General features: G+C 71.9%; 25 protein-coding genes. 14 read left to right on the top strand and 11 right to left on the bottom strand.

Going from position 1 to position 22420, the window contains the following annotated elements:
- Window positions 1-159: 159 nt before the first annotated feature.
- Window positions 160-1416, top strand: coding sequence for a serine hydrolase domain-containing protein (locus ACTMTF_RS02845; protein ID WP_441109068.1), 1257 nt, complete (start codon window positions 160-162; stop codon window positions 1414-1416).
- 45 nt (window positions 1417-1461) lie between these two features.
- Here ACTMTF_RS02845 and ACTMTF_RS02840 read toward each other — a convergent pair whose 3' ends face one another.
- The gene (locus ACTMTF_RS02840; protein WP_441109067.1) at window positions 1462-1869 is read right to left on the bottom strand and encodes a RidA family protein; all 408 of its coding nucleotides are present in this window, start codon (window positions 1867-1869) and stop codon (window positions 1462-1464) included.
- Between the two features lie 62 nt (window positions 1870-1931).
- On the opposite strand from ACTMTF_RS02840, the gene ACTMTF_RS02835 reads away from it, so the two are divergent.
- Window positions 1932-2603: a TetR/AcrR family transcriptional regulator gene (locus ACTMTF_RS02835; protein WP_441109066.1), complete on the top strand. Its 672-nt coding sequence runs from the start codon at window positions 1932-1934 to the stop codon at window positions 2601-2603.
- Here ACTMTF_RS02835 and ACTMTF_RS02830 read toward each other — a convergent pair.
- The 5 genes from ACTMTF_RS02830 to ACTMTF_RS02810 all read right to left on the bottom strand — a co-directional run bounded on the left by ACTMTF_RS02830 (window position 2568) and on the right by ACTMTF_RS02810 (window position 6751).
- Window positions 2568-3065: a hypothetical protein gene (locus ACTMTF_RS02830; RefSeq protein ID WP_441109065.1), complete on the bottom strand. Its 498-nt coding sequence runs from the start codon at window positions 3063-3065 to the stop codon at window positions 2568-2570. The two genes, ACTMTF_RS02835 and ACTMTF_RS02830, sit on opposite strands and share 36 nt — an antisense overlap.
- Before the next feature lie 101 nt (window positions 3066-3166).
- On the bottom strand, window positions 3167-4492 hold the full coding sequence (locus ACTMTF_RS02825; RefSeq protein WP_441109064.1) for an FtsX-like permease family protein: 1326 nt from the start codon (window positions 4490-4492) through the stop codon (window positions 3167-3169).
- Window positions 4489-5214 carry an ABC transporter ATP-binding protein gene (locus ACTMTF_RS02820; protein ID WP_441109063.1) on the bottom strand — a complete coding sequence of 242 codons (726 nt, stop codon included), beginning with the start codon at window positions 5212-5214 and terminating at the stop codon, window positions 4489-4491. Before ACTMTF_RS02820 ends, ACTMTF_RS02825 begins: the two co-directional genes overlap by 4 nt.
- A gap of 75 nt (window positions 5215-5289) precedes the next feature.
- A complete protein-coding gene (locus ACTMTF_RS02815; RefSeq protein WP_441109062.1) occupies window positions 5290-6030 on the bottom strand; it encodes a DUF4142 domain-containing protein in 741 nt (246 codons plus the stop codon).
- Window positions 6031-6142: 112 nt separating this feature from the next.
- A complete protein-coding gene (locus ACTMTF_RS02810) occupies window positions 6143-6751 on the bottom strand; it encodes a helix-turn-helix domain-containing protein (protein ID WP_441109061.1) in 609 nt (202 codons plus the stop codon).
- Window positions 6752-6819: 68 nt separating this feature from the next.
- On the opposite strand from ACTMTF_RS02810, the gene ACTMTF_RS02805 reads away from it, so the two are divergent.
- Window positions 6820-8091 carry an MFS transporter gene (locus ACTMTF_RS02805; RefSeq protein ID WP_441109060.1) on the top strand — a complete coding sequence of 424 codons (1272 nt, stop codon included), beginning with the start codon at window positions 6820-6822 and terminating at the stop codon, window positions 8089-8091.
- 35 nt (window positions 8092-8126) lie between these two features.
- Window positions 8127-8933, top strand: a complete 807-nt coding sequence (locus ACTMTF_RS02800) for a serine/threonine-protein kinase (RefSeq protein ID WP_397000584.1) — start codon at window positions 8127-8129, stop codon at window positions 8931-8933.
- Window positions 8934-8940: 7 nt separating this feature from the next.
- On the opposite strand, the gene ACTMTF_RS02795 is transcribed toward ACTMTF_RS02800, so the two are convergent.
- The gene (locus tag ACTMTF_RS02795) at window positions 8941-9693 is read right to left on the bottom strand and encodes a lysophospholipid acyltransferase family protein (protein ID WP_441109059.1); all 753 of its coding nucleotides are present in this window, start codon (window positions 9691-9693) and stop codon (window positions 8941-8943) included.
- A 106-nt stretch (window positions 9694-9799) separates the two neighbouring features.
- Here ACTMTF_RS02795 and dhaK point away from each other — a divergent pair, with 106 nt between their 5' ends.
- The 3 genes from dhaK to ACTMTF_RS02780 are packed head-to-tail and all read left to right on the top strand — an operon-like array spanning window position 9800 to window position 11866.
- Entirely contained in the window at window positions 9800-10780 is a 981-nt protein-coding gene (gene dhaK, locus ACTMTF_RS02790) for a dihydroxyacetone kinase subunit DhaK (RefSeq protein ID WP_441109058.1), read from the top strand.
- A gap of 14 nt (window positions 10781-10794) precedes the next feature.
- Entirely contained in the window at window positions 10795-11442 is a 648-nt protein-coding gene (gene dhaL, locus ACTMTF_RS02785) for a dihydroxyacetone kinase subunit DhaL (RefSeq protein WP_441109057.1), read from the top strand.
- A gap of 49 nt (window positions 11443-11491) precedes the next feature.
- Entirely contained in the window at window positions 11492-11866 is a 375-nt protein-coding gene (locus ACTMTF_RS02780) for a PTS-dependent dihydroxyacetone kinase phosphotransferase subunit DhaM (RefSeq protein ID WP_441109056.1), read from the top strand.
- Between the two features lie 39 nt (window positions 11867-11905).
- On the opposite strand, the gene ACTMTF_RS02775 is transcribed toward ACTMTF_RS02780, so the two are convergent.
- The 4 genes from ACTMTF_RS02775 to ACTMTF_RS02760 all read right to left on the bottom strand — a co-directional run bounded on the left by ACTMTF_RS02775 (window position 11906) and on the right by ACTMTF_RS02760 (window position 15516).
- Entirely contained in the window at window positions 11906-13645 is a 1740-nt protein-coding gene (locus ACTMTF_RS02775) for a thiamine pyrophosphate-binding protein (protein WP_441109055.1), read from the bottom strand.
- Window positions 13642-14403 carry a cyclase family protein gene (locus ACTMTF_RS02770; protein WP_397000596.1) on the bottom strand — a complete coding sequence of 254 codons (762 nt, stop codon included), beginning with the start codon at window positions 14401-14403 and terminating at the stop codon, window positions 13642-13644. The genes ACTMTF_RS02775 and ACTMTF_RS02770 overlap by 4 nt, the downstream gene beginning before the upstream one ends.
- A 69-nt stretch (window positions 14404-14472) precedes the next feature.
- Complete coding sequence (locus tag ACTMTF_RS02765) at window positions 14473-15066, bottom strand: hypothetical protein (RefSeq protein WP_441109054.1); 594 nt, start codon at window positions 15064-15066, stop codon at window positions 14473-14475.
- A 21-nt stretch (window positions 15067-15087) separates the two neighbouring features.
- Entirely contained in the window at window positions 15088-15516 is a 429-nt protein-coding gene (locus ACTMTF_RS02760) for a CBS domain-containing protein (RefSeq protein WP_441109053.1), read from the bottom strand.
- Between the two features lie 157 nt (window positions 15517-15673).
- Between ACTMTF_RS02760 and ACTMTF_RS02755 the strand changes: the two genes are divergently transcribed.
- The 7 genes from ACTMTF_RS02755 (at window position 15674) to ACTMTF_RS02725 (ending at window position 22401) form a co-directional block, all read left to right on the top strand.
- Window positions 15674-17080, top strand: a complete 1407-nt coding sequence (locus tag ACTMTF_RS02755) for an aminopeptidase P family protein (RefSeq protein WP_441109052.1) — start codon at window positions 15674-15676, stop codon at window positions 17078-17080.
- Between the two features lie 102 nt (window positions 17081-17182).
- A complete protein-coding gene (locus ACTMTF_RS02750; RefSeq protein WP_441109051.1) occupies window positions 17183-18724 on the top strand; it encodes an alpha/beta hydrolase in 1542 nt (513 codons plus the stop codon).
- A gap of 120 nt (window positions 18725-18844) precedes the next feature.
- Entirely contained in the window at window positions 18845-19477 is a 633-nt protein-coding gene (locus ACTMTF_RS02745; RefSeq protein WP_441109050.1) for a 4'-phosphopantetheinyl transferase family protein, read from the top strand.
- Window positions 19478-19486: 9 nt separating this feature from the next.
- Window positions 19487-19663 (top strand): hypothetical protein, encoded by a 177-nt coding sequence (locus ACTMTF_RS02740; protein ID WP_397000610.1) that lies wholly within the window; start codon window positions 19487-19489, stop codon window positions 19661-19663.
- A gap of 40 nt (window positions 19664-19703) precedes the next feature.
- Window positions 19704-20162 carry a MarR family winged helix-turn-helix transcriptional regulator gene (locus ACTMTF_RS02735; protein WP_397000612.1) on the top strand — a complete coding sequence of 153 codons (459 nt, stop codon included), beginning with the start codon at window positions 19704-19706 and terminating at the stop codon, window positions 20160-20162.
- 59 nt (window positions 20163-20221) lie between these two features.
- The gene (locus tag ACTMTF_RS02730) at window positions 20222-20875 is read left to right on the top strand and encodes an LppX_LprAFG lipoprotein (RefSeq protein ID WP_441109049.1); all 654 of its coding nucleotides are present in this window, start codon (window positions 20222-20224) and stop codon (window positions 20873-20875) included.
- Window positions 20872-22401, top strand: a complete 1530-nt coding sequence (locus ACTMTF_RS02725; protein WP_441109048.1) for an MFS transporter — start codon at window positions 20872-20874, stop codon at window positions 22399-22401. The genes ACTMTF_RS02730 and ACTMTF_RS02725 overlap by 4 nt, the downstream gene beginning before the upstream one ends.
- Window positions 22402-22420 lie beyond the last annotated feature (19 nt).

Genomic DNA, 22420 nt, shown 5'->3' with positions numbered 1-22420 from the left:
TTCCCGAGACGCTAGAGCATGGCGGTGACAAAGACGGATATTTCCTGATCGGCGGCAGGGCGCCACCAGCCGGAGCGTTGGCCGACAGCCGGACAGGAGGAATGTCCGAAAAGTCGGTACATGGATGGCCGATTTCCGTTAGAAATTCCCTTTGTGACCATGCTCAGCAGGCGCCGCCTGATCCAGTCGGGCGCACTCGCCGTCCCCGCTCTCGCCCTCGGCTCCGGGCCCGCGTCGGCCGGGACGGCCGGGACGGCCGCGCTCCCGACGACCGGCGTGGTGCCCCAGCAGCTGGCCGGGTTCGACACGGCGATGAAGAAGTTCATCGCCGAGCGCGACATCAGCTGCGCGCAGCTCGCCGTCGCCAAGAACGGCAAGATCCTCCTGGCCCGCGGCTACGGCAGCTACACCTACGCCCGCTACCGCAGGCTCGTGCAGCCGACCTCGCTGTTCCGGATCGCCAGCCTCAGCAAGAGCATCACCGCCGCCGCGATCGCCAGGCTGGCCCAGGACGGTCAACTGACCCTCGGCACCCCCGTGACCGAGCTCCTGGGCCTGTCCGCCACCGCCGACCCCCGGCTGGCGAACGTGACGCTGTGGCGGCTCATGCAGCACACCGGCGGCTGGGACCGCGACGCCTCCCTCGACCAGCTCTGGGCCGACCACACCATCTCAGCCGCGCTCGACGCGCCGCTGCCGATCGGGCACGAGCAGATCATGCGGTACGCCACCGCCAGGAAGCTCGACTTCACGCCCGGCTCCCACTACGCCTACAGCAACTACGGCTACATGCTCCTCGGCCGGATCATCGCCAAGGTCTCCGGCATGAGCTACGAGTCGTACGTCAGGCAGCGGATCCTGGCGCCCGCCGGCATCACCCGGATGCTGCTCGGCCGTTCCACGGCCGCGCAGGCGTTCGCCGCCGAGGTCGGCTACGAGTCCCAGTACACCCGCAAGAGCGTGCTCGGCGACGACGGCGCGACGGTCCCCTACCCGTACGGCGGCTTCAACATGGCCAACCAGGACGCCAACGGCGGCTGGCTGGGCTCGGCCGTGGACCTGGTCAAGTGGGGCTTCGCCTTCGACAAGGCCGGGCCGGTGCTGAACGCCGCCTCGATCGGCCGGGTGTTCGCCAAGCCGGAGATCGGCGTCGGGTCCGGCGGGTCCTGGTACGGGCTCGGCTGGCAGGTGCGCGCGAACAACGCCGGCGGCCTCAACACCTGGCACAACGGCTCGATGCCGGGCACCTTCGGTTTCCTGGCCAGGATTCAGCACGGGGTCAGCTACTGCGCGCTGTTCAACCGCAGGCAGGAGGGCGACGCGCCCTCGTTCGGCGCGATCGACGGGATCCTGGGCACGGCGACGGGCGGCGTGTCCTCCTGGCCGACGACCGACCTGACCTCGCGCTACTTCTAGTCCCGCGCACCCACGCCCGGGTTACGGCACGAGTGCGCCGAACGGTCAGTCGAGGACCGCGGTGGCCTCGATCTCCAGCAGGAGGTCGGGCTCGGCCAGCGCGGCGACGCCCACCAGCGTGGCGGGCGGGACCGGCGCGACCCCCAGCTTCGCGAAGGCCCGCCCGCCGCCTTCCAGGAACAGGGGCATCTTGTCGAGGGTCCAGTCGACGACGTAGACGGTCAGTTTCGCCACGTCGTCGAAGGAGCCGCCGGCCTCGGCCAGGGCGGTGCCGACGTTGAGGAAGCACTGCTCGGCCTGGGCGGCGAGGTCGCCTTCGCCGATCCGGCCACCGTCGGCGTCGCGGGCGACCTGGCCGGCGACGAACACCAGCCTCGATCCGGTGGCGATCGACACCTGTCGGTAGATCTCGGGCTTCGGCAATCCGTCGGGGTTCACCAGGGTGATGGCCATGCTGCCTCCTTGTGACGAGTTCCTCGAAACTATAGCAGTGCAATGCTATGTATTATGAACCCATGGCGAGGACGAAGGATCCAGCGGTGCGCACCCTGCTCCTCGAGCGGGCCGCGCACATGCTGCGCACCCGCGAGCCCATCACCCTGCGCTCGCTGGTGGCCGGGACCGGCGTCTCGACGATGGCCGTCTACACCTACTTCGGCGGCATGGACGGCATGTGGAAGGCCCTGCGGCAGGAGGGCTTCACCCGCCTGGGTGCCCGGTTCACGACGATGACGATGTCCACGGACCCGGTGCGCGACCTGACCACCCTGGTCGCGGCCTACCTCCGGAACGCCCTGGACCACCCGGATCTGTACCGGGTCATGTTCGACGCCGGTTTCGACCTCGAAGACCTCAAGGCGGCGGACGCGACCCTGGAGTACCTGGTCCAAGCCGTCCGGCGCGCCAAGGAAACCGACCGCTTCCGCGCCGGCACCGTCCCGCTGGAGCTGGCGATCCAGAGCTGGGCCATCGCCCACGGACTGGTCTCCCTGGTCGCCAACGGCCCGCTGCCCCGCCGGACGCTCGACCACGGCGTCCCCATGCTGACCGCGCTGTTCGTCAGCTCAGGAGACCGGCCCGACCGATGCCGCCGATCGGTCGAGCTCGGCTGGCATGACCTGTTCCCACCGGAGACGGAACAGGAGGCGCGGTCACTCGGCGTCGGCCAGGACGCGGCGATGCCGTGACGCCGCCGCCGCTCCGGTACCGGCGAAGGTGGCCAGCAGCACCAGCAGGGCCGCCTGGGCGAGCATGCCCGGCGCCAGCGGCGGCGCGCTGCCGACCGACTTGGTGAGCGCGTACCAGTACTGCGTGACGACCGACAGGCCGGCCCAGGTCTCGTCGAGACTCTGGTCGAACGAGCCCATGGTGAAGTTGGCGGCCACATGCGCGTACACACCGAAGGCGGAGGCGAGCAGCACCAGGCCCGCGATCACCCTGATCGTGCGGGTCACCCCCGGCGACTCCTTGAGCAGCAGCAGGAGCACGGCGACGGCGAGGAGCGTGACGGCGACCCACGGGACGAGCTGCTGCGGACTGCGCCAGTGCCGTTCGGCGAAGAGCTCGAACGCGGCGCCGAAGATGCCGATCGCCGTCAGCGCGGCCAGCGCCCGCCGCATGAGTGCCGCGTCCATCTTCACTGAGATCATGGTGACTCGTCTCCCTGTCTCGGCCTGCGCCGTCCATGGTCACCGGGCCACCTGAAAGTGATCTCTGCGCGAGATGAAGGTCTGATGAGAACGCGTCCGGATCAGGCGACGAGCGGGCCCGTCCTGGCCTTGCGGGTGGCGGCGAGCCCGCCGATCAGGCCGCCGGCCGCGCACACCCCGAGCAGCCCCAGGTACTGCGGCAGCGAGTAGGCGAAGCCGCCGTCACCGCCGACCGCCCGGCTCAGCGCCGTCAGCGCGGCGGCCGCGATGCCCGTACCCAGCAGCGCGCCCGCGCAGGTGACGATCAGCGACTCCCAGCACACCGCCCGCGCGAGCTGTCCCGGCGTCATCCCGGTCGACCGCAGCAGCCGCATCTCCCCCGCCCGCTCGGCCATCGACATGGCCGTCGCGTTCAGCACCGAGATCACCGTGTACGCCACCGCCGCACCCACCAGGACCGGGGCCGCCCAGGCCGACGCGCCGGTCCGGGTGACGCCCTCGGCCTCGTCCAGCGTCGTGACCGCGAACAGGAACGTGCACGCCAGTGCCATGGTCAGCATCACCGGGGAGGCCGCCGACATCGCGCCGCGAGGCTGCGCCACCACCGAGGCCATGGCCAGGCCGCCGGGACCGGGATCGAGCCGGGCGGCGGGGGCGCCCAGGAGCAGGCCGAGGCCGCGCAGCAGGACCGGCCCCAGCGCCGAGCCGGCCACGGACAGCGCCATCGCCGCCCCGAGCGTGGTGGGCACGGCGGCGTCCGCCTTCACCTGCGGAACGAGTACGAGCAGCACGACTCCCCCGGCCAGGGTCAGCGCGCCGGCGGCGGCGCGCGGCCAGGGCATCAGGCGTCCCTGCGCCGCGCTCTCGCGCAGCACCTCCAGCGGCCCGGCGCCCGCCGCCTTGCGGGCGGCGACCCGGGCGGCCAGCAGGGTGACCACCAGCCCGACGATCACCGCCAGGATGAACGGCCCCGCGCCGAGCACCAGGGTGATCCCCGTGGGAGCCAGCCCGGTGACCCGCATGACCTCGGCGACGGCGCCGGCGTACGGCACGATCAGCGCGCAGCCGGCGGCCCCGGCGAGCAGCGCCACCACCAGGGCCTCGGTCATGATCAGGCGGCGCACCTGGGCCGGCGTCATGCCGACCGACCGCAGCAGGCCCCAGGTCCTGCGCTGCCGCAGGACATGCAGGCTGAGCATCCCCGCCACCACGAACACCGAGACGAACCCGGACACCAGGGCCGACAGCACGACCAGCCCCATGAGGCCGTTCAGCTCCTCGGTGTCCGCGCTGATCACCAGCAGCCCGCCGCCGCCCACCAGCACCACGGCCAGCGTCACGGCCGTGAATGCGGCGATGAACCCCGACGGGCTGGTCCTGACGTTGTTCCAGGCGAGCCCGGCGTTCCAGGCGAGCACCGCGATCATCGCCGGCCGCCGAGTCGCGCGCTGATCTGCTCGGCGGAGGGCCGGGCGAGGGTGTCGACGATCTGCCCGTCCCTGAGGAACAGCACCGCGTCGGCCCAGGTCGCCGCCTCGGGATCGTGCGTCACCATCACCACCGTCTGACCGAACCGGTCGACCGCCTCCCGCAACAGCGCCAGCACCTCGTGCCCGGTGGCGCGGTCGAGCGCGCCCGTCGGCTCGTCGGCGAAGAGCACCGCCGGCCTGCCGAGCAGCGCGCGGGCGATCGCCACCCGCTGCTGCTGCCCGCCCGAGAGCTGGGCGGGACGGTGCCCTTCCCGCCCTTCCAGGCCGACCCTGGCGAGCAGCTCGCGCACCCTGTCCGCGTCGGGCCGCCGCCTGGCCAGCCGGGTGGGCAGGACCACGTTCTGCCAGGCGGTCAGGGACGGCACCAGGTTGAACGCCTGGAAGATGATGCCGATCCGGTCGCGGCGGAGCACCGCCAGCGCCTTCTCCGGCAGCCTGGTGATGTCCTGGCCCGCGACGCGCACGGCGCCGGACTCCGGCCGGTCGAGCCCCGACCCGCACTGCAGCAGCGTGCTCTTGCCCGACCCGGACGGGCCCATGACGGCGGTGAACGTGGCGCTGGTGAAGGCGACGCTCACCTGGCGGAGAGCGGTCACCTCCGTGGCGCCGCGACCATAGGTCCTGGTCACTCCATCGAGGAGGACCGCGTGATCGTTCATGATCGCCAGCTTGACGCCCCCGGCGGCGATGATCTATCCGGTATGTCCCTTAGCTCTCCCCTTAGCGGCCCCCGGTCAGACCGGGGGTGGAGTCGGGAAGGCGTCGGGGCCGGCCAGGCCGGTGCTCTCCAGCAGCCGCTGGTGGTTCAGCACCGCCGCGTTGCACTCCTCCGCGTACTTGCGCACCAGCGTGTTCTGGGTGGTGCCACGCACCGAGCCGATCACGGGGAAGATCTGGCCGTGCGCCAGCCGCAACCACTTGACGAAGGTGGCGTCGTAGTCCCTGCCGGTCCTGCCGGTGATGTCGGCCATCCAGCCCGCCTGCGCCTCGGTGGGCTTGACCGGCAGCCGTATGCCGAACTTCTCGGCCAGGTCGCGGGCTCCCTTGTCCAGTTCGTGGTGCTGTGCGGCGATCTCCTTGCTGATCGTCCGCACCTTGGCGCTGTTGCCTCGCTGGATGGCCTCCTGGGCGATCGTCATCTCCCACAGCGTGGCGAGCCGTACCTTCTTGATCAGGTCGCGGTCGAGGGCGGACAGCGGGCCTGACTTGGTCGGCCACGTGCTGTTGTCGTCCTGGCCGGCCGCCGTCGCGGCGGGCGCGGGCACCGCGGAGGGGTCGCCGGCCGGTTGGGTGAGGCTGGTGGCGGGCGGCGCCAGCTGGTCCTCCGGGATCTCCTCCACGGGTAGCGAGGCGGTGTCGGCGACCCTCGCCGTGTCGGCGCTGCGCAGGCCGGCGGGGAGTGAGCAGGCGGCGGTGGAGAGCGCGATGGCGCCGCACGCGGCGACGAGAACGAGACGGCCACGTCGAGAGCGCATCTGCCGTCATCCCCTTCCGGATCGTCGGGTATGACTTGACCGGCTACGCGCCGATCAACAGTGGGTACGCACAGCACCGCGGGGCAGTTCATCGCCATGGCCGGAAGGCGCGCTAGGCGTCGTCCCGCTCCCCCGCCCCGACGGGGAAGACGTCGAAGTGCACGATCACCTGCGCGGTGCCGGGGCCGGGAGCGGCCGGGGACGCGCTGATCCGGCGGTCGGAGAGCGCGCGGTAGCGCTCCAGCACCTCGAACACCTCGTCCCGCATCCCGGTCGTCTCCTCGGCCGTGAGCCGCAGGGAGCGGCGGCCGAGGCCGCTGGCCTGGACCCACTCCTCCGGCGTGCCGTCGCTCTCCTCGCGCCACCGGGTCAGCTCCGCGCCGCGCTGGCGTACCAGCTCGTCGAGCAGGAACGCGAGCGCGCCGGCCGTGTCGGCGTCGGGGGGCGGCTCGCCGTAGGAGAAGCCGCCCGGCACCACCCGCCAGTACTTCTCCTTGCCGCGCCCCAACTCGGGCACGGCCTCGATCATCTCGTGCCTGGCCAGCTCCCGAAGGTGGTAGCTGGTCGCGCCGGTGTTGTGGCCGACCAGGGCGGCGAGCCGGGTGGCGGTGGACGGGCCGTGCTCCTCCAGCAGCTCGTACAGGCGCAGGCGGAGGGGGTGGGCGAAGGACTTGAGCGCGTTGGCGTCGAGAGTCCGGGCGGAAAAGCTCTTGCGCTGCATCAGTGTGCAAACCTATCTTTGCAAAGGAACCTATGCACAACTTTCCTTACACACTATCGGAGTGGGCCATGGCGCGTCTCGGCCGATCATTCGGCTTCCTGCTGTCCTCCACCGCGCTGTCGAACCTCGCCGACGGCGTGCTGAAGGTGGGCGCGCCGCTGCTGGCGCTGTCGTTCACCCGCTCCCCCGTCCAGGTGGCGCTGGTGGGGGCGGCGGCCACGCTGCCCTGGCTGCTGCTCGCGCTGCACGCGGGCGCCATCGCCGACCGGCTCGACCGCAGGCGCGTCATGGTGCTGGCGAACGTGGTCCGCGCGGCCGTCCTGCTGGCCGTGGCCGCGCTCGGCGCGCTCGGCGTGATGAACCTGTGGATCATGCTGGTGGCCGTGCTGCTGGCCTGCGTGAGCGAGGTGTTCGCGGACGTGGCGGCGCAGTCGGTGCTGCCGATGACGGTCACGCCCGCACAGCTCACCACGGCCAACGGGCGCGTGGTGAGCACCCAGATGATCGGCAACGAGTTCGCCGGCGCGCCCGTGGCCGGCCTGCTGGTCACGCTCCTGCCCGCCGCCGTCTTCGGCGCTCCCGCTCTCCTGTACGGCGCGGCGGGGCTGCTCCTGCTGGGCATGCGCGGCCGGTTCCGGCCCTCGGCCGAGAGCACCGGGCGGCGGTCGATGGCCGGGGACATCGGCGAGGCGCTGCGCTACCTGTGGGGGCATCGCTTCCTGCGCACCCTGGCCGTCTCCGCCGGGCTGCTCAACTTCGCCAGTGCCGCCTACTTCGGCGTGCTCGTGCTGTGGGTCGTCGGCGAGGGGTCGCGGATCGGGATGGAGCCGGCCGGCTACGGGCTGGTGATGACGGCGCTCGCCGTCGGCGCGGTGGCCGGGTCGCTGGTGTCGGACCGCGTCACCCAGCTGTTCGGCGAGGGCCGGGCGCTGGTGGGCCTGTGGTTGATCAGCGCGCTGCTGCACCTGGTCCCCGTGCTCCTGCCGATCGATTGGCTGCTCTATCCCACCGCCGTGGTGTGGGGCGCCGCCGGAGCCGCGGCGAACGTGCTCGTCATCTCCACCCGGCAGCGGCTCATCCCGGCCGAACTGCTCGGCCGGGTCAACTCCGCCTACCGCCTGATCGGCATGGGCGGGATGCCCGTCGGGGCGGTGCTCGGCGGGGTGCTGGGCGAGCTCGCCGGGCTGCCGGCGGTGTTTCTCAGCGCCACGGGCGTCTGCTTGGCCGCCGTCGGCCTCCTATGGCGTGTCGTACCCGATCAAATTTCATCGCCTCTGACCAGCGACGCTACGATTCCGGACATATCCAGATCACGTTCGGCACCCAAAGGCGTGCGCTGAGATGACATGATTACCCCTGTCAATGAGGGGATGGTATGCGGGAGATCGGCGGACGGTACCTCCTGAACGAGGAGGCCGGTCGTGGGGGCATGGGCGTCGTCTGGCGTGCTTTCGATCAGCTTCTGCACCGCGAGGTGGCACTCAAGGAGCTGACGCTGGCCGGTGAGGCCGAGATGGTGCGCCGTCGCGTGCTCCGCGAGGCGCGCATGGCGGCCAGGCTGTCGCACCCCAACATCGTCACGGTCCACGACCTCATCGAGGAGGGCGGCAAGCTCTGGATCGTGATGGAGTACCTCGACGGGCTCTCTCTTCACCAATTGCTCTCCCAGGTGGGCACACTGCCCGCGCAGTCGGTCGCGGCGATCGGCCAGCACCTGCTCGCGGCGCTGCGCACCGCCCACCAGGCCGCGGTGCTGCACCGTGACGTGAAGCCGGCCAACGTGATGCTGACCGGCGACCGGGTGGTGCTGACCGACTTCGGCATCGCCACCGCCGAGGGCGACATCCGGATGGTCACCTCCAGGCGGCTGCGCGGCACACCCGCGTTCATGGCCCCGGAGCGGCTGCACGGCGGCCCGGCCAGCAAGGAGGCCGACATGTGGTCGTTCGGCGCCACGCTCTACAGCGCCATCGAAGGTCAGCCGCCCTACCCAGGGCAGGACGCGGCCACGGTGCTGGGGATGGCCCGCAGCGGCGGCTATCCGCCGCCGCGCAGGGCCGGCGTGATGCGCCCGCTCATCGAGGGCCTGCTGCACAACGACCCGGTGCGGCGCTTCACCCACGAGCAGACGGCTGGGCTGCTGGCGGGCATGCGCGCCGGCAGCTATCAGGCGGCCATCTGATCGTCGGTCAGTCCTCGGCCTTGGCGGCGCGGGCGCGGGCCTCTTCCTCGTCCATGGCGGCCGCCTCCTCGGGGGTGGGCGCGGTGCCGCCCAGGTGGGCGGGCTGCCACCACACGCCCTGCGGGATCTCCGGGTAGGTCCGCTGCGCCCGGTCCACCAGGCTCGACAGCCGGGCGTGCAGGTCGGCCACGTGCTGCTCGACGTCCTCGCCGCGCTTGGGGTGCATCGGCTCGCCGATCAGGACGGTGAGGGGCACATGGCGCTGGAGGAGCTGCTTCTTCCTGCCCTTGGTCCAGATCCGCTGGCTGCCCCACAGCCCGACCGGGATGATCGGCACCTTGGCCGCCTGCGCCATGCGGATGGCGCCGTTCTTGATCTCCTTGACGGTGAAGGAGCGGCTGATCGTGCCCTCGGCGAAGACGCCCACCACCTCGCCCGCCTTGAGCATGCGCAGTGCCGTGGCGTAGGAGCCGGCGCCCGCCTCGCGGTCGACCGGGATGTGGTGCATGCCGCGCATCAGCGGCCCGGAGACCCGGTGGTCGAACACTTCCTTCTTGGCCATGAAACGCACCAGCCGCTTGGCCGGCAGCGCGCCGTATCCGGCGAAGATGAAGTCGAGATAGCTGATGTGGTTGCTCACCAGCACCGCACCGCCCGTCCGCGGCACGTGCTCGGTCCCCTCCAGGTGAAAGCGGTAGTCGAGCACGCGAAAGAGGGTCCGCGCGGTGGCCAGCACCGGCGGGTACACGATCTCAGCCATGACCAGAAGGTAGCCTATTCCGGCCGGTTCCTTGGTATGCCGACCCGTCGCATGAGATCCACTCCCGGCGCTTGCCCCCGGGCGAAAACGGGCAGATGTTACGACCATGAAGAAGCTCATCAACACGGCCGACTCCGTGGTCGAGGACGCGCTGACCGGCCTCGCCGCCGCGCACCCGGCGCTGCGGGTCCGCGACCGGGTCGTCTACCGGGCCGACGGGCCACGGCCGGGCAAGGTCGCCCTGGTCTCCGGCGGCGGCTCCGGGCACGAGCCGCTGCACGCCGGGTTCGTCGGGCACGGCATGCTCGACGCGGCCTGCCCCGGAGAGATCTTCACCTCGCCGGTGCCCGACCAGATCATCGACGCCACCAAGGCCGTCGACGGCGGCGCAGGCGTGCTGCACATCGTCAAGAACTACACCGGCGACGTGCTCAACTTCGAGATGGCCGCCGAGCTCGTCGAGGACGTCGAGGTGGCGAGCGTGCTGGTCGACGACGACGTGGCCGTCCAGGACTCGCTCTACACGGCGGGCCGGCGCGGCACCGGGGCGACGCTGTTCGTGGAGAAGATCGCCGGGGCGCTGGCCGAGGAGGGCGCGCCGCTGGCCGAGGTGGCCCGGGTGGCGCGCGAGGTGGACGAGCGCAGCCGGTCCTTCGGCGTCGCGCTGACCTCCTGCACCACGCCCGCGGCCGGCAAACCCACCTTCGACCTGCCGCCGGGCGAGGTGGAGCTGGGCATCGGCATCCACGGGGAGCCCGGCCGGGCCCGCGCGCCGATGGCGCCGGCGCGGGAGCTGGCGGCGGTGGCGATGGCGGCGATCCACGGCGACCTGCCGCTGCGCGACGACCTGCTCGTCCTGGTCAACGGCATGGGCGCCACCCCGTTGATGGAGCTGTACGTGGTCTTCGCCGAGGTGGCGGCCATCGTGCGCGGCAAGGGGGCACGGGTGGCGCGCTCGCTGGTGGGCAACTACGTGACGAGCCTGGACATGCAGGGCTTCTCGGTGACGGTCTGCCGGCTCGACGTCGCCCTGACCCGGCTGTGGGACGCGCCCGTCGAGACGCCCGCGCTGCGCTGGGGACGCTGATGGACGCCGACTCGATGAGCCCGAACTCTATGGGCACCGGCTCGATGGACACCGACTTCTTTCTCTCCTGGCTCAACGGCGCCGCCGAGCTGATCCGGCTGCGCCGCGACCACCTGACCGAGCTCGACGCCGCCATCGGCGACGCCGACCACGGCACGAACCTCGACCGCGGGTTCGCCGAGGTGCGCCAGGCCCTGGCCGAGTGGCCGCCGACCTCGCCGGAGCAGGTGCTCCTGTCCGCGGGCAACACGCTGATCCGCCGCGTCGGCGGCGCTTCGGGGCCCCTGTACGGCACGGCGTTCCGGCAGATGGGCAAGGCGCTGGAGATCCCGGTCACGCCGGCCGGGTTCGCCACGGCGTTCGAGGCGGGGGTGCGGGCGGTGGAGCGGCTGGGCAAGGCGGCTCCCGGTGACAAGACCATGCTGGACGCGCTGGCCCCCGCCTCCAAGGCGCTGGCGCGGGCCGTACAGGAAGGGGCGCAGGCGCGGGAGGCGTTCGAGCGGGCGGCGCGCGCGGCCGAGGAGGGGGCGAAGGCGACGATCCCGCTGACGGCCCGCAAGGGGCGGGCGAGCTACCTGGGCGAGCGCAGCATCGGTCACGAGGACCCGGGCGCGGCGTCCTCGGCGCTCATCATGGCGGCGCTGGCGTCGGCGGCCGTCTGATGGCCGGCGTGGTGCTCGTCATGGCGGCGCCGGCGTCGGCGGCCGTCTGATGGTCGGCGTGGTGCTCGTCTCGCACAGCGCCGGGCTCGCGGCGGAGACGGCGGCGCTGGCGCGCGGCATCGCCGGGGAGCGGGTGCCGGTCGCGGCGGCGGGCGGCACCGAGGACGGCGGGCTGGGCACCAGCGTGGACCTGATCGAGCGGGCGCTCGGCGTCGTCGACCAGGGCGACGGGGTCGTCCTCATCCCCGACCTGGGCAGCTCGGTGCTCACCGCCCGCCTGCTGGAGGAGCCGGGGCGGGTGGTGCTGGCGGACGTGCCGTTCGTGGAGGGCGCCATCGCGGCGGCCGTGGCGTCGGGCGGCGATCTGCCGCTGGCCGGCGTGCTCGCCGCCGCCGAGGAGGCCCGCGGCCACCGCAAGCTCTAGCCCCTGCTGCCGTGGCGGTGTCCAGCGCCACCGCCGGCTCTAGTGTCCTCTGAACGCCTCCTCCAGCCACCAGGACGGGCGCTCGCGGGTGACCTTGGCGTGCACGAGCAGCGGGCGGTCACGCGGCCCCGCCAGCCAGTCGGCCACTCCGGCGAGGTCGGCCGGTCCGGTCACCGTGACAACGTCGAACCCGTGGCCCCGCGCGATGGCGGCCAGGTCGGCGGGCGGGAACATGACCGTGTCCAGCGGATGCCCGTGCGGCCCGAAGTGGTGCACCTCCGCGCCGTAGGCCTCGTCGTCGTAGACCACGACGAGCATCGGCAGCCCGAGGCGGACGACGGTCTCCAGCTCGGCGGCGCTCATCAGAGCCCCGCCGTCGCCGAGCGCGGCCACCGGCAGCCGGTCCGGGCGCGCGACGGCGGCGCCGATGGCGGTGGCCAGCCCCAGCCCGACCGCCTGGAACGCCTGCGTGAAGCAGAACCCGAACTCGTCGGGGACATCCAACAGCATTGCGGGATATCCCATGAAATTTCCGGAATCGGTGGAGACGAGCCGTTCTGGGGGGAGCAGGTCGTCCAGCCCGATCGTGAGCGTCCTCGGGTCGATCCGCCCGTCGCCGCTCTCGTCGGTGTACGGCACCGCCCGCCACCGCCCCTCCTCTCGGACCCGCCCGGCCACCGCCGCCGACCGATAACCACGCTCCAGCCCCGAGCCGCCGGACCCGCGCCCCTCCCCCACCGGAGACGGCGTAGAGGTCTCACGGACCTCGTGCGGCCGGGACGACTTGATGCCCGCACGGACGCCCGCACGGACCTGCCGGGCGACCCGTGCCACGTCACCCACCACGCCGAGGTCCGCGGGCACGTAACGGCCCACGGCCTCGCGTTCCAGATCGACCTGTACGACCTTCGCCTCGGGCCCGATCAGTGACCCGTGCCGGGTGGTCCACATGTTGAGCCCGCACCCCCAGCCCACCACGAGGTCCGCGCCGCGGATCAGCTCGGCGGCCAGCGGCGTGGCGAACCCGCCGCTCACGTCCAGGTCCCACGGGCTGCCCCGGAACAGGCCCCGGGCCACCGCCGAGGTGGCCAGCAGGGCGCCGGCCGACTCGGCCAGCTCCTCCAGCTCGCCCCGGGCGTGCCGGGCCCCGCGACCGGCGACGAACACCGGCCGCCGGGACTCCATGAGCAGCCGCCCCAGCGACGCCACCTCCTCCGGCGAGGCGTCCAGCGGGGCGGGCGAGGGCCGGTCGCGGAGCTGCCGGGCCACGTGCTCCAGCCGCCCCCAGGACTCGCCGACGGCCGCGGCCTGCACGTCGAGCGGAAGGTTGAGCAGGACCGTGCGCCGCTCCTCGGTGGCGACCCGGACCGCCTCCAGCGCGTACTGCCCGGCCGTGTCCGGGTCGGAGACGCGCATGGGCACCGCGCCCACCGCGCGGGCCACCGCGTCCTGGTCCATGGCGAAGTTGGAGCGGGCGTCGGTGGCCTCGCCGGAGAGGACGACCATCGGGGTACGGCTCTTCGCGGCCTCGGCGATGCCGGTGATCGCGTTGGTGAAGCCGGGACCCTGGTGCACGGAGACGACCGCGAGGCCGCCGCTCATCCGGGCGTAGGCGTCGGCCATGGTGGCCGCGCCGCCCTCGTGACGGGCCGCGACGAACCGTACGCCATGGCGGATGAGCGCGTTGGTCACATGGAAGTTGCCGCTGCCGACCACGCCGAAGACCACCTCGGCCCCCGCCGCGGCGAGGATCGCGCCGACGGCCTCGGCGACGATCAACGCTCGACCAGGGCCAGAACCCTGACCGGGCTGCCGGAGCCGCCCACGATGGGCAGCGGCGGAGCCACCACCACGGCCCCGGTCACCGGCAGGCGGTCGAGGTCGCGCAGCTGGGTCAGGCCGTACTTGCCCGCGCCGAGCAGGAAGGAGTGGCACGGGAACGGCGGCTCGAAGGAGTGGGCGGCACCCGCGTCGGTGCCGACCGTCTCCACCCCCACCCCGAGGATCGGCGCCTCCTCGGCCAGCCACTTCGCGCACTCGACGGAGATGCCGGGGGTGTGCGAGCCGTTCAGGAACCGGTCCTGGTCATCGGCCCTTGCGTCCCAGCCGGTGCGGTAGAGGAGCCAGCCGCCGTCGGGCAGCGCGCCGTTGACGCGCTCCCACTCCTGGACGTGCTCGATCTGGAGCAGGAAGTCGGGGTTCTCGGCGGCCTGAGCGGCGAAGTCGAGCACCACGGCGGGGGCGATCAGGCCGGTCACCGGCACCTGGGAGACGTCCTGCCCGTCTGCCCCGGTGACCCAGTGGATCGGGGCGTCGAAGTGGGTGCCGGTGTGCTCGCCGGTGTGGATGTCGTTCCAGTACCAGGCGGGGCCGCGGTCGTCGTAGCGGCTGATCTCCTCCAGCCGGAACGGGATGGTGTTGCTGAACGGCTCGGGCAACTGAAGGATCGGTGTCTTCTCGGTCAGGGGCGCTGTCAGGTCGATCACCTCGATCGAGCCGTTACGCACACTGTCCATAAAGCTCCGCAACACCGACATGTCATCCTCCTTGGTGGCTGAGGGCAGTCTGCTACGCGCATGTGGCCTGTGCAAACACCGCCCCAGGTGTCACATCTTGATCCACTCCGCGCAGCCCGCCGTCTGGAAGCCCTTGTCCGTGGCGAGGATGGTGACGCTGGTGGGGCCCGGCGGCAGACCGGCCGCGATCACGTCCCCGACGTCGCCGCCGGTGCTCTTCAGGCGGGCCCAGTAGCACTTGTCGACGCCGGTGATGGGGCCGGTGGTCCGGTAGGTGCCCGGCTGGATGTCCACGCCGACGACGAGCGTGCGCATGGATCCGAAGGCGCCGAGCAGGTCGGGGCTCGTCCCGTCCTGGGGCAGGCCCGTGGCCGGCGCTCCTGTGGACGGCACGGGCGCCCCCGTCGCCGGAGGCGCGGACGTGGCGGGCGGGGCCGTGGCCGACGGGGACGCGGAGGGCTGGCCGGAGGGCTGGGCGGAAGGCTGGGCGGGCGGCTGCTCGGAGGGGGCCGGGCCCTCCACCGTCACCGTGACCCTGGGCCCGGGCGTGGACGTCGTCCCGCCCGAGCCCAGGCCGGTGAAGAAGCCGAGCAGGAACCCCAGCAGCGCCGCCATCCCGGAGACGAGCAGGATGATCGTCGGGCTGCTGGAGGCGCGCGGGTATTCAGGGGGCCCGTACATCACCAGGACAGCGTCCCACCCGCGTCAACGGTGCAGGTAGTCGACCAGCGAGGCCTTCTCGGTCTCCAGCTCCTCGATGGCGCTCTTGACCACGTCACCGATGCTCACGATGCCGATCAGGCGGTCGTTCTCGACCACCGGCATGTGCCGGACCCGGTGGGTGGTCATGGTCTTGCGAAGCTCTTCGACGTTGTCGCCGGGCCCAACGGTGCGGACCTCCACGGTCATGATCGTCGAGACCGCCTCGTCGAGGATCGCGGCGCCCCGGTCGTGCATGCGGCGCACCACGTCACGCTCGGAGACGATCCCGGTGATCGTGGCGCCGTCAGGGGAGACCACGACCGCTCCGATGTTGTGCTCGGCCAGTTGTGCCAGCAGTTCGCGGACGGTCGACTGCGGCGTCACCGTCGTGACGTCGCTCCCCTTGCCGCGCAGGATCGTACCGATGAGCATCTGCACCACCTCGGCTCTCAGTTACCCCGAGCGGGACCCGGCTAAAGCGCTCCACTCGACCTGGTTCCAAGGCAAGCGCGCCGGTGGGGACGGCGTCAAGGAGTCCCGTTAAGCTGCGCGTACAGAAAAACCGGCGAAAGCACACGCAGGGGCACGTATGACCGAGTCGCTCAACATCGGAAGCCATGATCTGCCCGTCACCGAGGAGCTGGCCGCGTTCATGCGCACGGGGTGGGCCGACACCCGGCGCACCGACGTGGCGGCGCTGGCGGTCGCCCCGTGGGCGGCCAAGCGGCGGGCGGCGCTGGCCGGCCGCTTCCCGGGCGAGCGGCTCGTCGTGCCGTCGGGGACGCTCAAGACGCGCAGCAACGACGACGACTACCGGTTCCGGCCGCACAGCGCCTACTCCTACCTGACGGGCGCGGGCGAGCCGGGCGACGTGCTCGTCATCGAGCCGTCCGGCGCGGCCCGGCTGTACGTCAGGCCGCGCTCGCCGCGCGAGGAGGGCGAGGAGTTCTACCGTGACCGCCGCTACGGCGAGTTCTGGGTGGGGCGGCGGCCGGATCTGGCCGAGGCGTCGGAGCTCTACCAGGTGGAGTGCGCGCACCTGCGCGAGCTGGACCTGAAGGGCCCGGCCCGGGTGCTGCGCGGGGTGGACCCGTCGGTGGACGCGATGGTGGACGCGGTGGTGGACCCGCGCGGGGGCGACGCCGAGTTCGAGAGCTTCCTGGCGGAGATGCGGCTGGTCAAGGACGAGTGGGAGGTCGGCGAGCTGCAGAAGGCCGTCGACGCCACCGCCCGCGGCTTCGAGGACGTGGTGCGCGCCCTGCCGCAGGCGCTCGGGCATCCGCGTGGCGAGCGTTACGTGGAGGGCGTGTTCGGGCTGCGGTCGCGGCTGGAGGGCAACGCGGTCGGCTACGAGAGCATCGCCGCCTCCGGCGCGCACGCCTGCGTCCTGCACTGGACCCGCAACGACGGCGCCCTGCGCCCGGCCGACCTGCTCCTGCTGGACGCGGGCGTCGAGTCCGACACGCTCTACACCGCCGACGTCACCCGTACGCTCCCGCTGTCGGGCCGCTTCAGCCCGGTGCAGCGGCAGGTGTACGAGCTGGTCCACGCGGCGCAGGAGGCGGCCATCGGCGTGCTCCGGCCCGGCGCCCGCTTCCGTGACTTCCACCTGGCCGCCATGCGCGTCATCTGCGAGGGCCTGCACGAGTGGGGGGTGCTCGCCGACTCGCCCGACGCCCTGATGGAATCGGGCCTCTACCGACGGTACACGCTCTGCAGCAGCGGCCACATGCTCGGTCTCGACGTGCACGACTGCGCCAGGGCGCGGGCCGAGACCTACCTGGACGGGGTGCTGGAGGAGGGCCAGGTGCTGACCGTCGAGCCCGGCCTCTACCTGCAGCCGGACGACCTCACGCTGCCGGCGGAGCTCCGCGGGATCGGTGTGCGCATCGAGGACGACCTGGTGATCACGGCCGACGGCGCCCGGCTGATGTCCTCGGCACTCCCCCGCCACCCGGACGAGGTGGAGACCTGGATGTCGGCCCTCCTTCGCTGAGCGGACTGATACCTGAGTATGACTCCGGGTTTGGTCCCGGAGTCTGATGCTCCGGTCAGGGATCCAGGTGATGATCAGGGTTCCCGACGATTGGATTTCGCCGTGCGAAACCCTGTCCTGATCCTGACCTCCTTACTCACCGTGCTCTTCCCCCTGCTCGCCCCGACCCCGGCGGCGGCCGCCGCCGGCGCCCGCGCCATCACCTGGGCGCCGTGTGCCGAGGACACCACCGCGGAGTGCGGCACGCTCACCGTTCCCGTCGACTGGAAGAACCCCCGGGGCGAGACGTTCGAGCTGGCCGTGGCGCGGCGCGAGGCGACCGATCCGAGCGCCCGGATCGGCTCGCTGGTGATCAACCCCGGCGGGCCGGGCGGCTCCGGGGTGACCGCGGTGCTGCAGGGCGGCGCCTTCAGTCCGGAGATCACCCGCCGCTTCGACCTCGTCGGCTTCGACCCGCGCGGCGTGGCGCGCAGCCATCCGATCCAGTGCTCGATGGACCTCTTCCGCCAGGCGCCCGATCCCTTCTCGATCGACGGCCCGGCCGATTTCAAGGCGCTGCTCGCCCACAACGAGCGCTACCGGCAGGACTGCCGCGCCCGCACCGGGCCGCTGTACGACCACGTCGACACCGGCAGCGTGGTCCGTGACCTGGACGCGCTGCGTGCCGCGCTGGGCGATGACAAGCTCACCTACTACGGCGTCTCCTACGGCACCCTCATCGGGCAGCTCTACGCCGAGCGGTTCCCCGAGCGGGTCCGTGCGCTGACGCTCGACAGCAACATGGACCACAGCCTCGGCACCCGGGCGTTCCTGGACACCGAGTCCTGGACGGTGCAGGACTCCTTCGAGGAGTTCGTCGCCTGGTGCGACCGGACCGAGTCGTGCGCGCTGCACGGCGCGGACGTCCGCGCCCGCTGGGCCGGCCTGCTGGCGCGGGCCGAGCGGGGCGAGCTGACCTTCCCGGGCGAGCCGGACCAGAAGCTGACCAAGATCGGGCTCATCTCGCAGGCGTTCGGCGCGTTCTACGGCCCCGCTTTCAAGGAACTGGCCGAGTTCCTGGCGGCGCTGGACAGCGGCGAGCCGGCACGGGCCATCCTGACGCCGCTCGCCCGGCAGGCGGAGGACGTGCTCCACGATCCCACGCAGATCTTCTGCCAGGACTACCTGCTGCCCGTCCGCGACCACCGCGAGTACGCCCGCCATCTGCGCAGGTCGGCGGCGATCGCGCCGGACATGCTGGTCAGTGTGCTGGCGCAGGGGATGGTGGCCACCTGTCTGGGACAGCCGGCGCCGATCCCCAACCCGCAGCACCGGCTGCGCGTGCACGGCACCCCCACGCTGCTGCTGGGCAACTCCCTGCACGATCCGGCCACCGCGTACCCATGGGCGGTCAACGCGGCGCGGCAGATCGGGCGCGAGGCCAGGCTGCTCACCTATGAGGGCTGGGGACACGGCATCTACGGCCAGGGCGAGTGCCCGACGGCGGCGATCGACGCCTACCTGATCTCCGGGGCGCTGCCCGCCGAGGGCGCCAGGTGCCCTGCGGTCGTGCCCGCCGACGCCGGGACTCTTCGCTCCCGGCTCCAGCCGCCCACCGGCCCCCTTCCCGGGCTGCCCGGCTACACGTACAACCTGGCCGGGTAGACGGTCCGGCGGTGTGCCTTCTCGCTCCGGCCGCGGGCTAAGGGGGCGTCGCGCGGTGTACCTTTCCGGCGGGTACGCGTGCCCGCCTCCCCGCTCGGCGAGCAGAAGGAGTGACCGTCCGTGACGAACACCCCCATGACCGGCGCCGTGGTGGGCCCGGTGGCGATGGGCGGGCGGCCCGAGGAGGTGCGCGCGCCCGAGGAGTGGCTGACCGAGGTGGAGCGCGAGCGGGCCGCGACCTTCAGGTTCGACGCCGACCGCCTCTCGTTCACCGCCGCCCACCTGCTGGTACGGATCTGCGCCGCGGCGGTGCTCGGCGTCCGGGCCGATGAGCTGACGCTGTTGCAGCACTGCGACACCCACGGCCCGGGGCACGGCAGGCCGTACCTTGAGCAGGCTCCGAGCCTGGGCGTGAGCTTCAGCCACACGCGCGGCTACGTGTGCGCGGCGGCCGGGCACGGCCGGGTGGGGGTGGACGCGGAGCGGATCCCGGCGGGGCCGCTCGACGAGACGCTGGCCCGCATGGCACTGACGCCGCGCGAGCGGGCCGGGGTCACCGGCAACGACGAGCTGATCCGGCTCTGGACGCGTAAGGAGGCGCTGATCAAACGCGGCGAGCTGTCCCTGGACCGGATGGGCGCCGCCGACCAGGACTGGACGGGCCGGCATCTGCTGGAGTGGCGCGCGGAGCCGGACATATTAGTGGCCGTTGTCACCGACGCGGAAGCCGGCCGGTTGCCGATCAGTGGATAATCTGGATACATGTTCTACCGTAAGCCTCTCGAAGAGCGCATCGCCGACCGTGTGGCCGCGCGCAAGCCGCTCGAAGAGGGAAAGACGTTCGAACATGGCCCGGCCAAGTTCGTGTTCGTCTCGCTTCTGGTCGCCGTCGTTCTCATGCACGTGGTGGGTGTGGCGATCGTCATGGCCTTCAGCTAGCCGAGCCGTTGGTTACTCTACGTACGCTAGATTGGCAATCATGAGCGCGCCTCGCTGGCTTTCCCCCGCCGAGCAGCGTGCCTGGCGCACCCACCTGGCCCTGCACAAGCTTCTGATGCACCGCCTGGACCGGGAGCTGCAGGAGCACGCCCTGTCCCTGAACGACTACGAGATCCTGGTCAACCTCTCGGAGAGTCCTGACCGGCGGATGCGGATGAGCGACCTGGCCGACGCGACGATCCAGTCACGCAGCCGCCTGTCCCACCAGATCTCCCGCATGGAGGCCAAGGGCATGGTCACCCGGGAGGGCTGTCCGGACGACCGGCGCGGGACCTTCGCGGTGCTCACCGACGAAGGGTGGGCGACCATCCAGCGGGTGGCCCCCGTGCACGTGACCGGCGTCCGCGAGCACTTCGTGGACCGGCTCACCGACGAGCAGCTCGAAGAGCTGGTCAACGCCTACGACCCGATCGTCGAGCACCTGAAGAAGCTGCGCTGACACTCAACCGATATCGGCGACGGCGCGCGGCGTTTCCGCACGCTCGCTACGATCCGCTCATGCTCAGAAAGCTCCTCGCCTACGCTCTCGTCTTCGCCGTGCTCTCCGCCTGCTCCTCAGGCGGCGGCGAGGAGCTGCCCGCCGGGCCCGACCTGATGAAGAAGGCGGCCGAGGCGATGAAGACCGTCAAGTCGGCCACCTTCTCGATCGCCACCGAGGGCAAGCCGAACGTGCCGGTCAAGAAGGCCGACGGCCGGCTCACCGCGGCGGGCGACGCCGACGGCACGATCACGCTGGACGTGCTGGGCAGCCTGCAGGAGGTGTCCTTCGCGCTGATCGGCGACACCGTGCACTTCAAGGGGCCGACCGGCGGCTTCCAGAAGATGACCAGGCAGCAGCTCGCCCAGCTCTACGACCCCTCGCTGATCCTCGACCCGGCCAAGGGCATCGCGCAGCTCCTGACCTCGGCGGCGGAGGCCAGCGTCGAGGCCGAGGAGAGCGGCGCCTACCGGGTGGCCACCACCTTCTCCGCGCAGACGCTCGGCACGCTGGTGCCGGGCGTCACGCAGGCCGTGAACGGCAAGGTCTGGGTCGACAAGGCCACCAGCAGGCTCACCAAGGTCGAGCTGCCGCTGCAGAACGGCGGGGTGACGGTGTCGTTGAGCGACTACGACGCGCCGGTGACGGTCACACCGCCTCCCACCGCCGGATGAAGCGCGCCCGCCGGGTCGCGCTCGGCGTGGGCGGCGCGGTGGTGCTCCTCGCCGCGCTCGACGCCTACGTGGTCGTGACCGTCCTCATCGACATCGCCGCCGATATCGGCATCCCCCTCAACCGCCTGGAGCGGGCCACGCCCGTGGTCACGGGCTTTCTCCTGGGGTACGTCGCGGCGATGCCGCTGCTCGGCCGGTTGTCGGACCGCTACGGCCGGCGGCCGCTGATCCACGCCTGCCTGGCGGCGTTCGCCGCGGGTTCGGTGCTGACGGCGCTGGCCACCGGCGAGGTGACGGTGGTGGCGGGCCGTACCGTCCAGGGGGTGGCCGGTGGCGCGCTGCTGCCGATCACCATGGCGCTCATCGGCGACCTGTGGGGCGAGCGCGAGCGTCCGCTGGCCCTGGGCGCGGTGGGCGCGGCGCAGGAGCTGGGCAGCGCGCTGGGCCCCATCTACGGTGGGGTGCTGGCGCTGATCCCGAGCGCGCCGGTGTTCGGGGTGGAGCTGGGCGGCTGGCACGCCATCTTCTGGATCAACCTGCCGCTGGCGCTCGCCGCGGCGCTGGCCGTCCAGTTCGGCATCCCCAAGGCTCCGGTGCGGACCGAGCGGGCGGCGGGCGGGATCGACGGCGTCGGCGGCGCGCTGCTCGCCCTGGCGCTCGGGCTTCTCGTCGTCGGCCTCTACAATCCCGATCCCGCCAAGGCGATCCTGCCACCCTGGGGGGTGCCCGTCATCGCGGCCGGGGTCCTGGTGGCGGTGGCGTTCGTGTGGTGGGAGATCCGCTCCCCCGTACGCCTGCTCGACCTGACGGACGTCCGGAGGGGGCCGCTGCTGGCCGCGCTGGGCGTGAGTTTCCTGACCGGCGCGGCGCTGCTGGTGACGATGGTGTTCGTGCAGTTCACCGCCCAGACGCTGCTGGGGATGGAGGCGCTGGAGGGGTCGCTCGTGCTGGGCAGGTTCCTCATCGCGCTGCCGGTGGGCGCGCTGCTGGGCGGCCTGCTGACCCGCCGCTTCGGCGACCGGGTCGTCACGGTGGCGGGCATGCTCGTGGCGGCGGCCGGTTACGCCTTGATGAGCCGCTGGCCGCTGGATCTCGCCGGTGCCCGGCTCATGATGGACGTCGAGCTGGTGGTGGCCGGGCTCGGTGTGGGCCTGGTGATCGCGCCGGTGTCGGCGGCGGTGCTGCGGGTGACTCCGGCCGCGCAGCACGGGGTGGCGTCGGCGGCGGTCGTGGTGGCCAGGATGATGGGGATGCTGATCGGCATCGCCGCGGTGTCGGCGTGGGGGTTCTACCGTTTTCAGTCGTTGACCGCGCATCTCGACACCCCGGTGCCGTTCGGCGTCGAGCCGGCCGTCTTCGCCGAGCGGCTGGCCGACTACACGGCCAAGGTGCGGGCCGCGTTACACGTCGAATACACCGAGATGTTTTTGATCACGGCGGTCCTCTGCCTTCTGGGAGCGGGTGTGGCCATGTTCATCAGCGGACGGTGGCCGGAAACCCAAACCCAGTCACATTTAAATCGGTAAAATCACTCGTTTCCCTTTT

Origin of the sequence: Nonomuraea sp. ZG12, assembly GCF_052068115.1 — a bacterium.
In the GTDB taxonomy this organism is placed as follows: Bacteria; Actinomycetota; Actinomycetes; order Streptosporangiales; family Streptosporangiaceae; genus Nonomuraea.
This window is presented reverse-complemented; position numbering and strand designations above follow the sequence as displayed.

Excerpts from the sequence above, each read along its gene's own strand:
- ACTMTF_RS02800 (WP_397000584.1), top strand. The coding sequence starts at position 8,127 with ATGCGGGAGATCGGCGGACGGTACCTCCTGAACGAGGAGGCCGGTCGT.
- ACTMTF_RS02835 (WP_441109066.1), top strand. The coding sequence starts at position 1,932 with ATGGCGAGGACGAAGGATCCAGCGGTGCGCACCCTGCTCCTCGAGCGG.
- ACTMTF_RS02730 (WP_441109049.1), top strand. The coding sequence starts at position 20,222 with ATGCTCAGAAAGCTCCTCGCCTACGCTCTCGTCTTCGCCGTGCTCTCC.
- dhaK (WP_441109058.1), top strand. The coding sequence starts at position 9,800 with ATGAAGAAGCTCATCAACACGGCCGACTCCGTGGTCGAGGACGCGCTG.
- ACTMTF_RS02755 (WP_441109052.1), top strand. The coding sequence starts at position 15,674 with ATGACCGAGTCGCTCAACATCGGAAGCCATGATCTGCCCGTCACCGAG.
- ACTMTF_RS02795 (WP_441109059.1), bottom strand. The coding sequence starts at position 9,693 with ATGGCTGAGATCGTGTACCCGCCGGTGCTGGCCACCGCGCGGACCCTC.
- ACTMTF_RS02830 (WP_441109065.1), bottom strand. The coding sequence starts at position 3,065 with ATGATCTCAGTGAAGATGGACGCGGCACTCATGCGGCGGGCGCTGGCC.
- ACTMTF_RS02825 (WP_441109064.1), bottom strand. The coding sequence starts at position 4,492 with ATGATCGCGGTGCTCGCCTGGAACGCCGGGCTCGCCTGGAACAACGTC.
- ACTMTF_RS02845 (WP_441109068.1), top strand. The coding sequence starts at position 160 with ATGCTCAGCAGGCGCCGCCTGATCCAGTCGGGCGCACTCGCCGTCCCC.
- ACTMTF_RS02805 (WP_441109060.1), top strand. The coding sequence starts at position 6,820 with ATGGCGCGTCTCGGCCGATCATTCGGCTTCCTGCTGTCCTCCACCGCG.
- ACTMTF_RS02725 (WP_441109048.1), top strand. The coding sequence starts at position 20,872 with ATGAAGCGCGCCCGCCGGGTCGCGCTCGGCGTGGGCGGCGCGGTGGTG.
- ACTMTF_RS02770 (WP_397000596.1), bottom strand. The coding sequence starts at position 14,403 with ATGTCGGTGTTGCGGAGCTTTATGGACAGTGTGCGTAACGGCTCGATC.
- dhaL (WP_441109057.1), top strand. The coding sequence starts at position 10,795 with ATGAGCCCGAACTCTATGGGCACCGGCTCGATGGACACCGACTTCTTT.
- ACTMTF_RS02735 (WP_397000612.1), top strand. The coding sequence starts at position 19,704 with ATGAGCGCGCCTCGCTGGCTTTCCCCCGCCGAGCAGCGTGCCTGGCGC.
- ACTMTF_RS02760 (WP_441109053.1), bottom strand. The coding sequence starts at position 15,516 with ATGCTCATCGGTACGATCCTGCGCGGCAAGGGGAGCGACGTCACGACG.
- ACTMTF_RS02780 (WP_441109056.1), top strand. The coding sequence starts at position 11,492 with ATGGTCGGCGTGGTGCTCGTCTCGCACAGCGCCGGGCTCGCGGCGGAG.
- ACTMTF_RS02840 (WP_441109067.1), bottom strand. The coding sequence starts at position 1,869 with ATGGCCATCACCCTGGTGAACCCCGACGGATTGCCGAAGCCCGAGATC.
- ACTMTF_RS02740 (WP_397000610.1), top strand. The coding sequence starts at position 19,487 with ATGTTCTACCGTAAGCCTCTCGAAGAGCGCATCGCCGACCGTGTGGCC.
- ACTMTF_RS02810 (WP_441109061.1), bottom strand. The coding sequence starts at position 6,751 with ATGCAGCGCAAGAGCTTTTCCGCCCGGACTCTCGACGCCAACGCGCTC.
- ACTMTF_RS02820 (WP_441109063.1), bottom strand. The coding sequence starts at position 5,214 with ATGAACGATCACGCGGTCCTCCTCGATGGAGTGACCAGGACCTATGGT.
- ACTMTF_RS02815 (WP_441109062.1), bottom strand. The coding sequence starts at position 6,030 with ATGCGCTCTCGACGTGGCCGTCTCGTTCTCGTCGCCGCGTGCGGCGCC.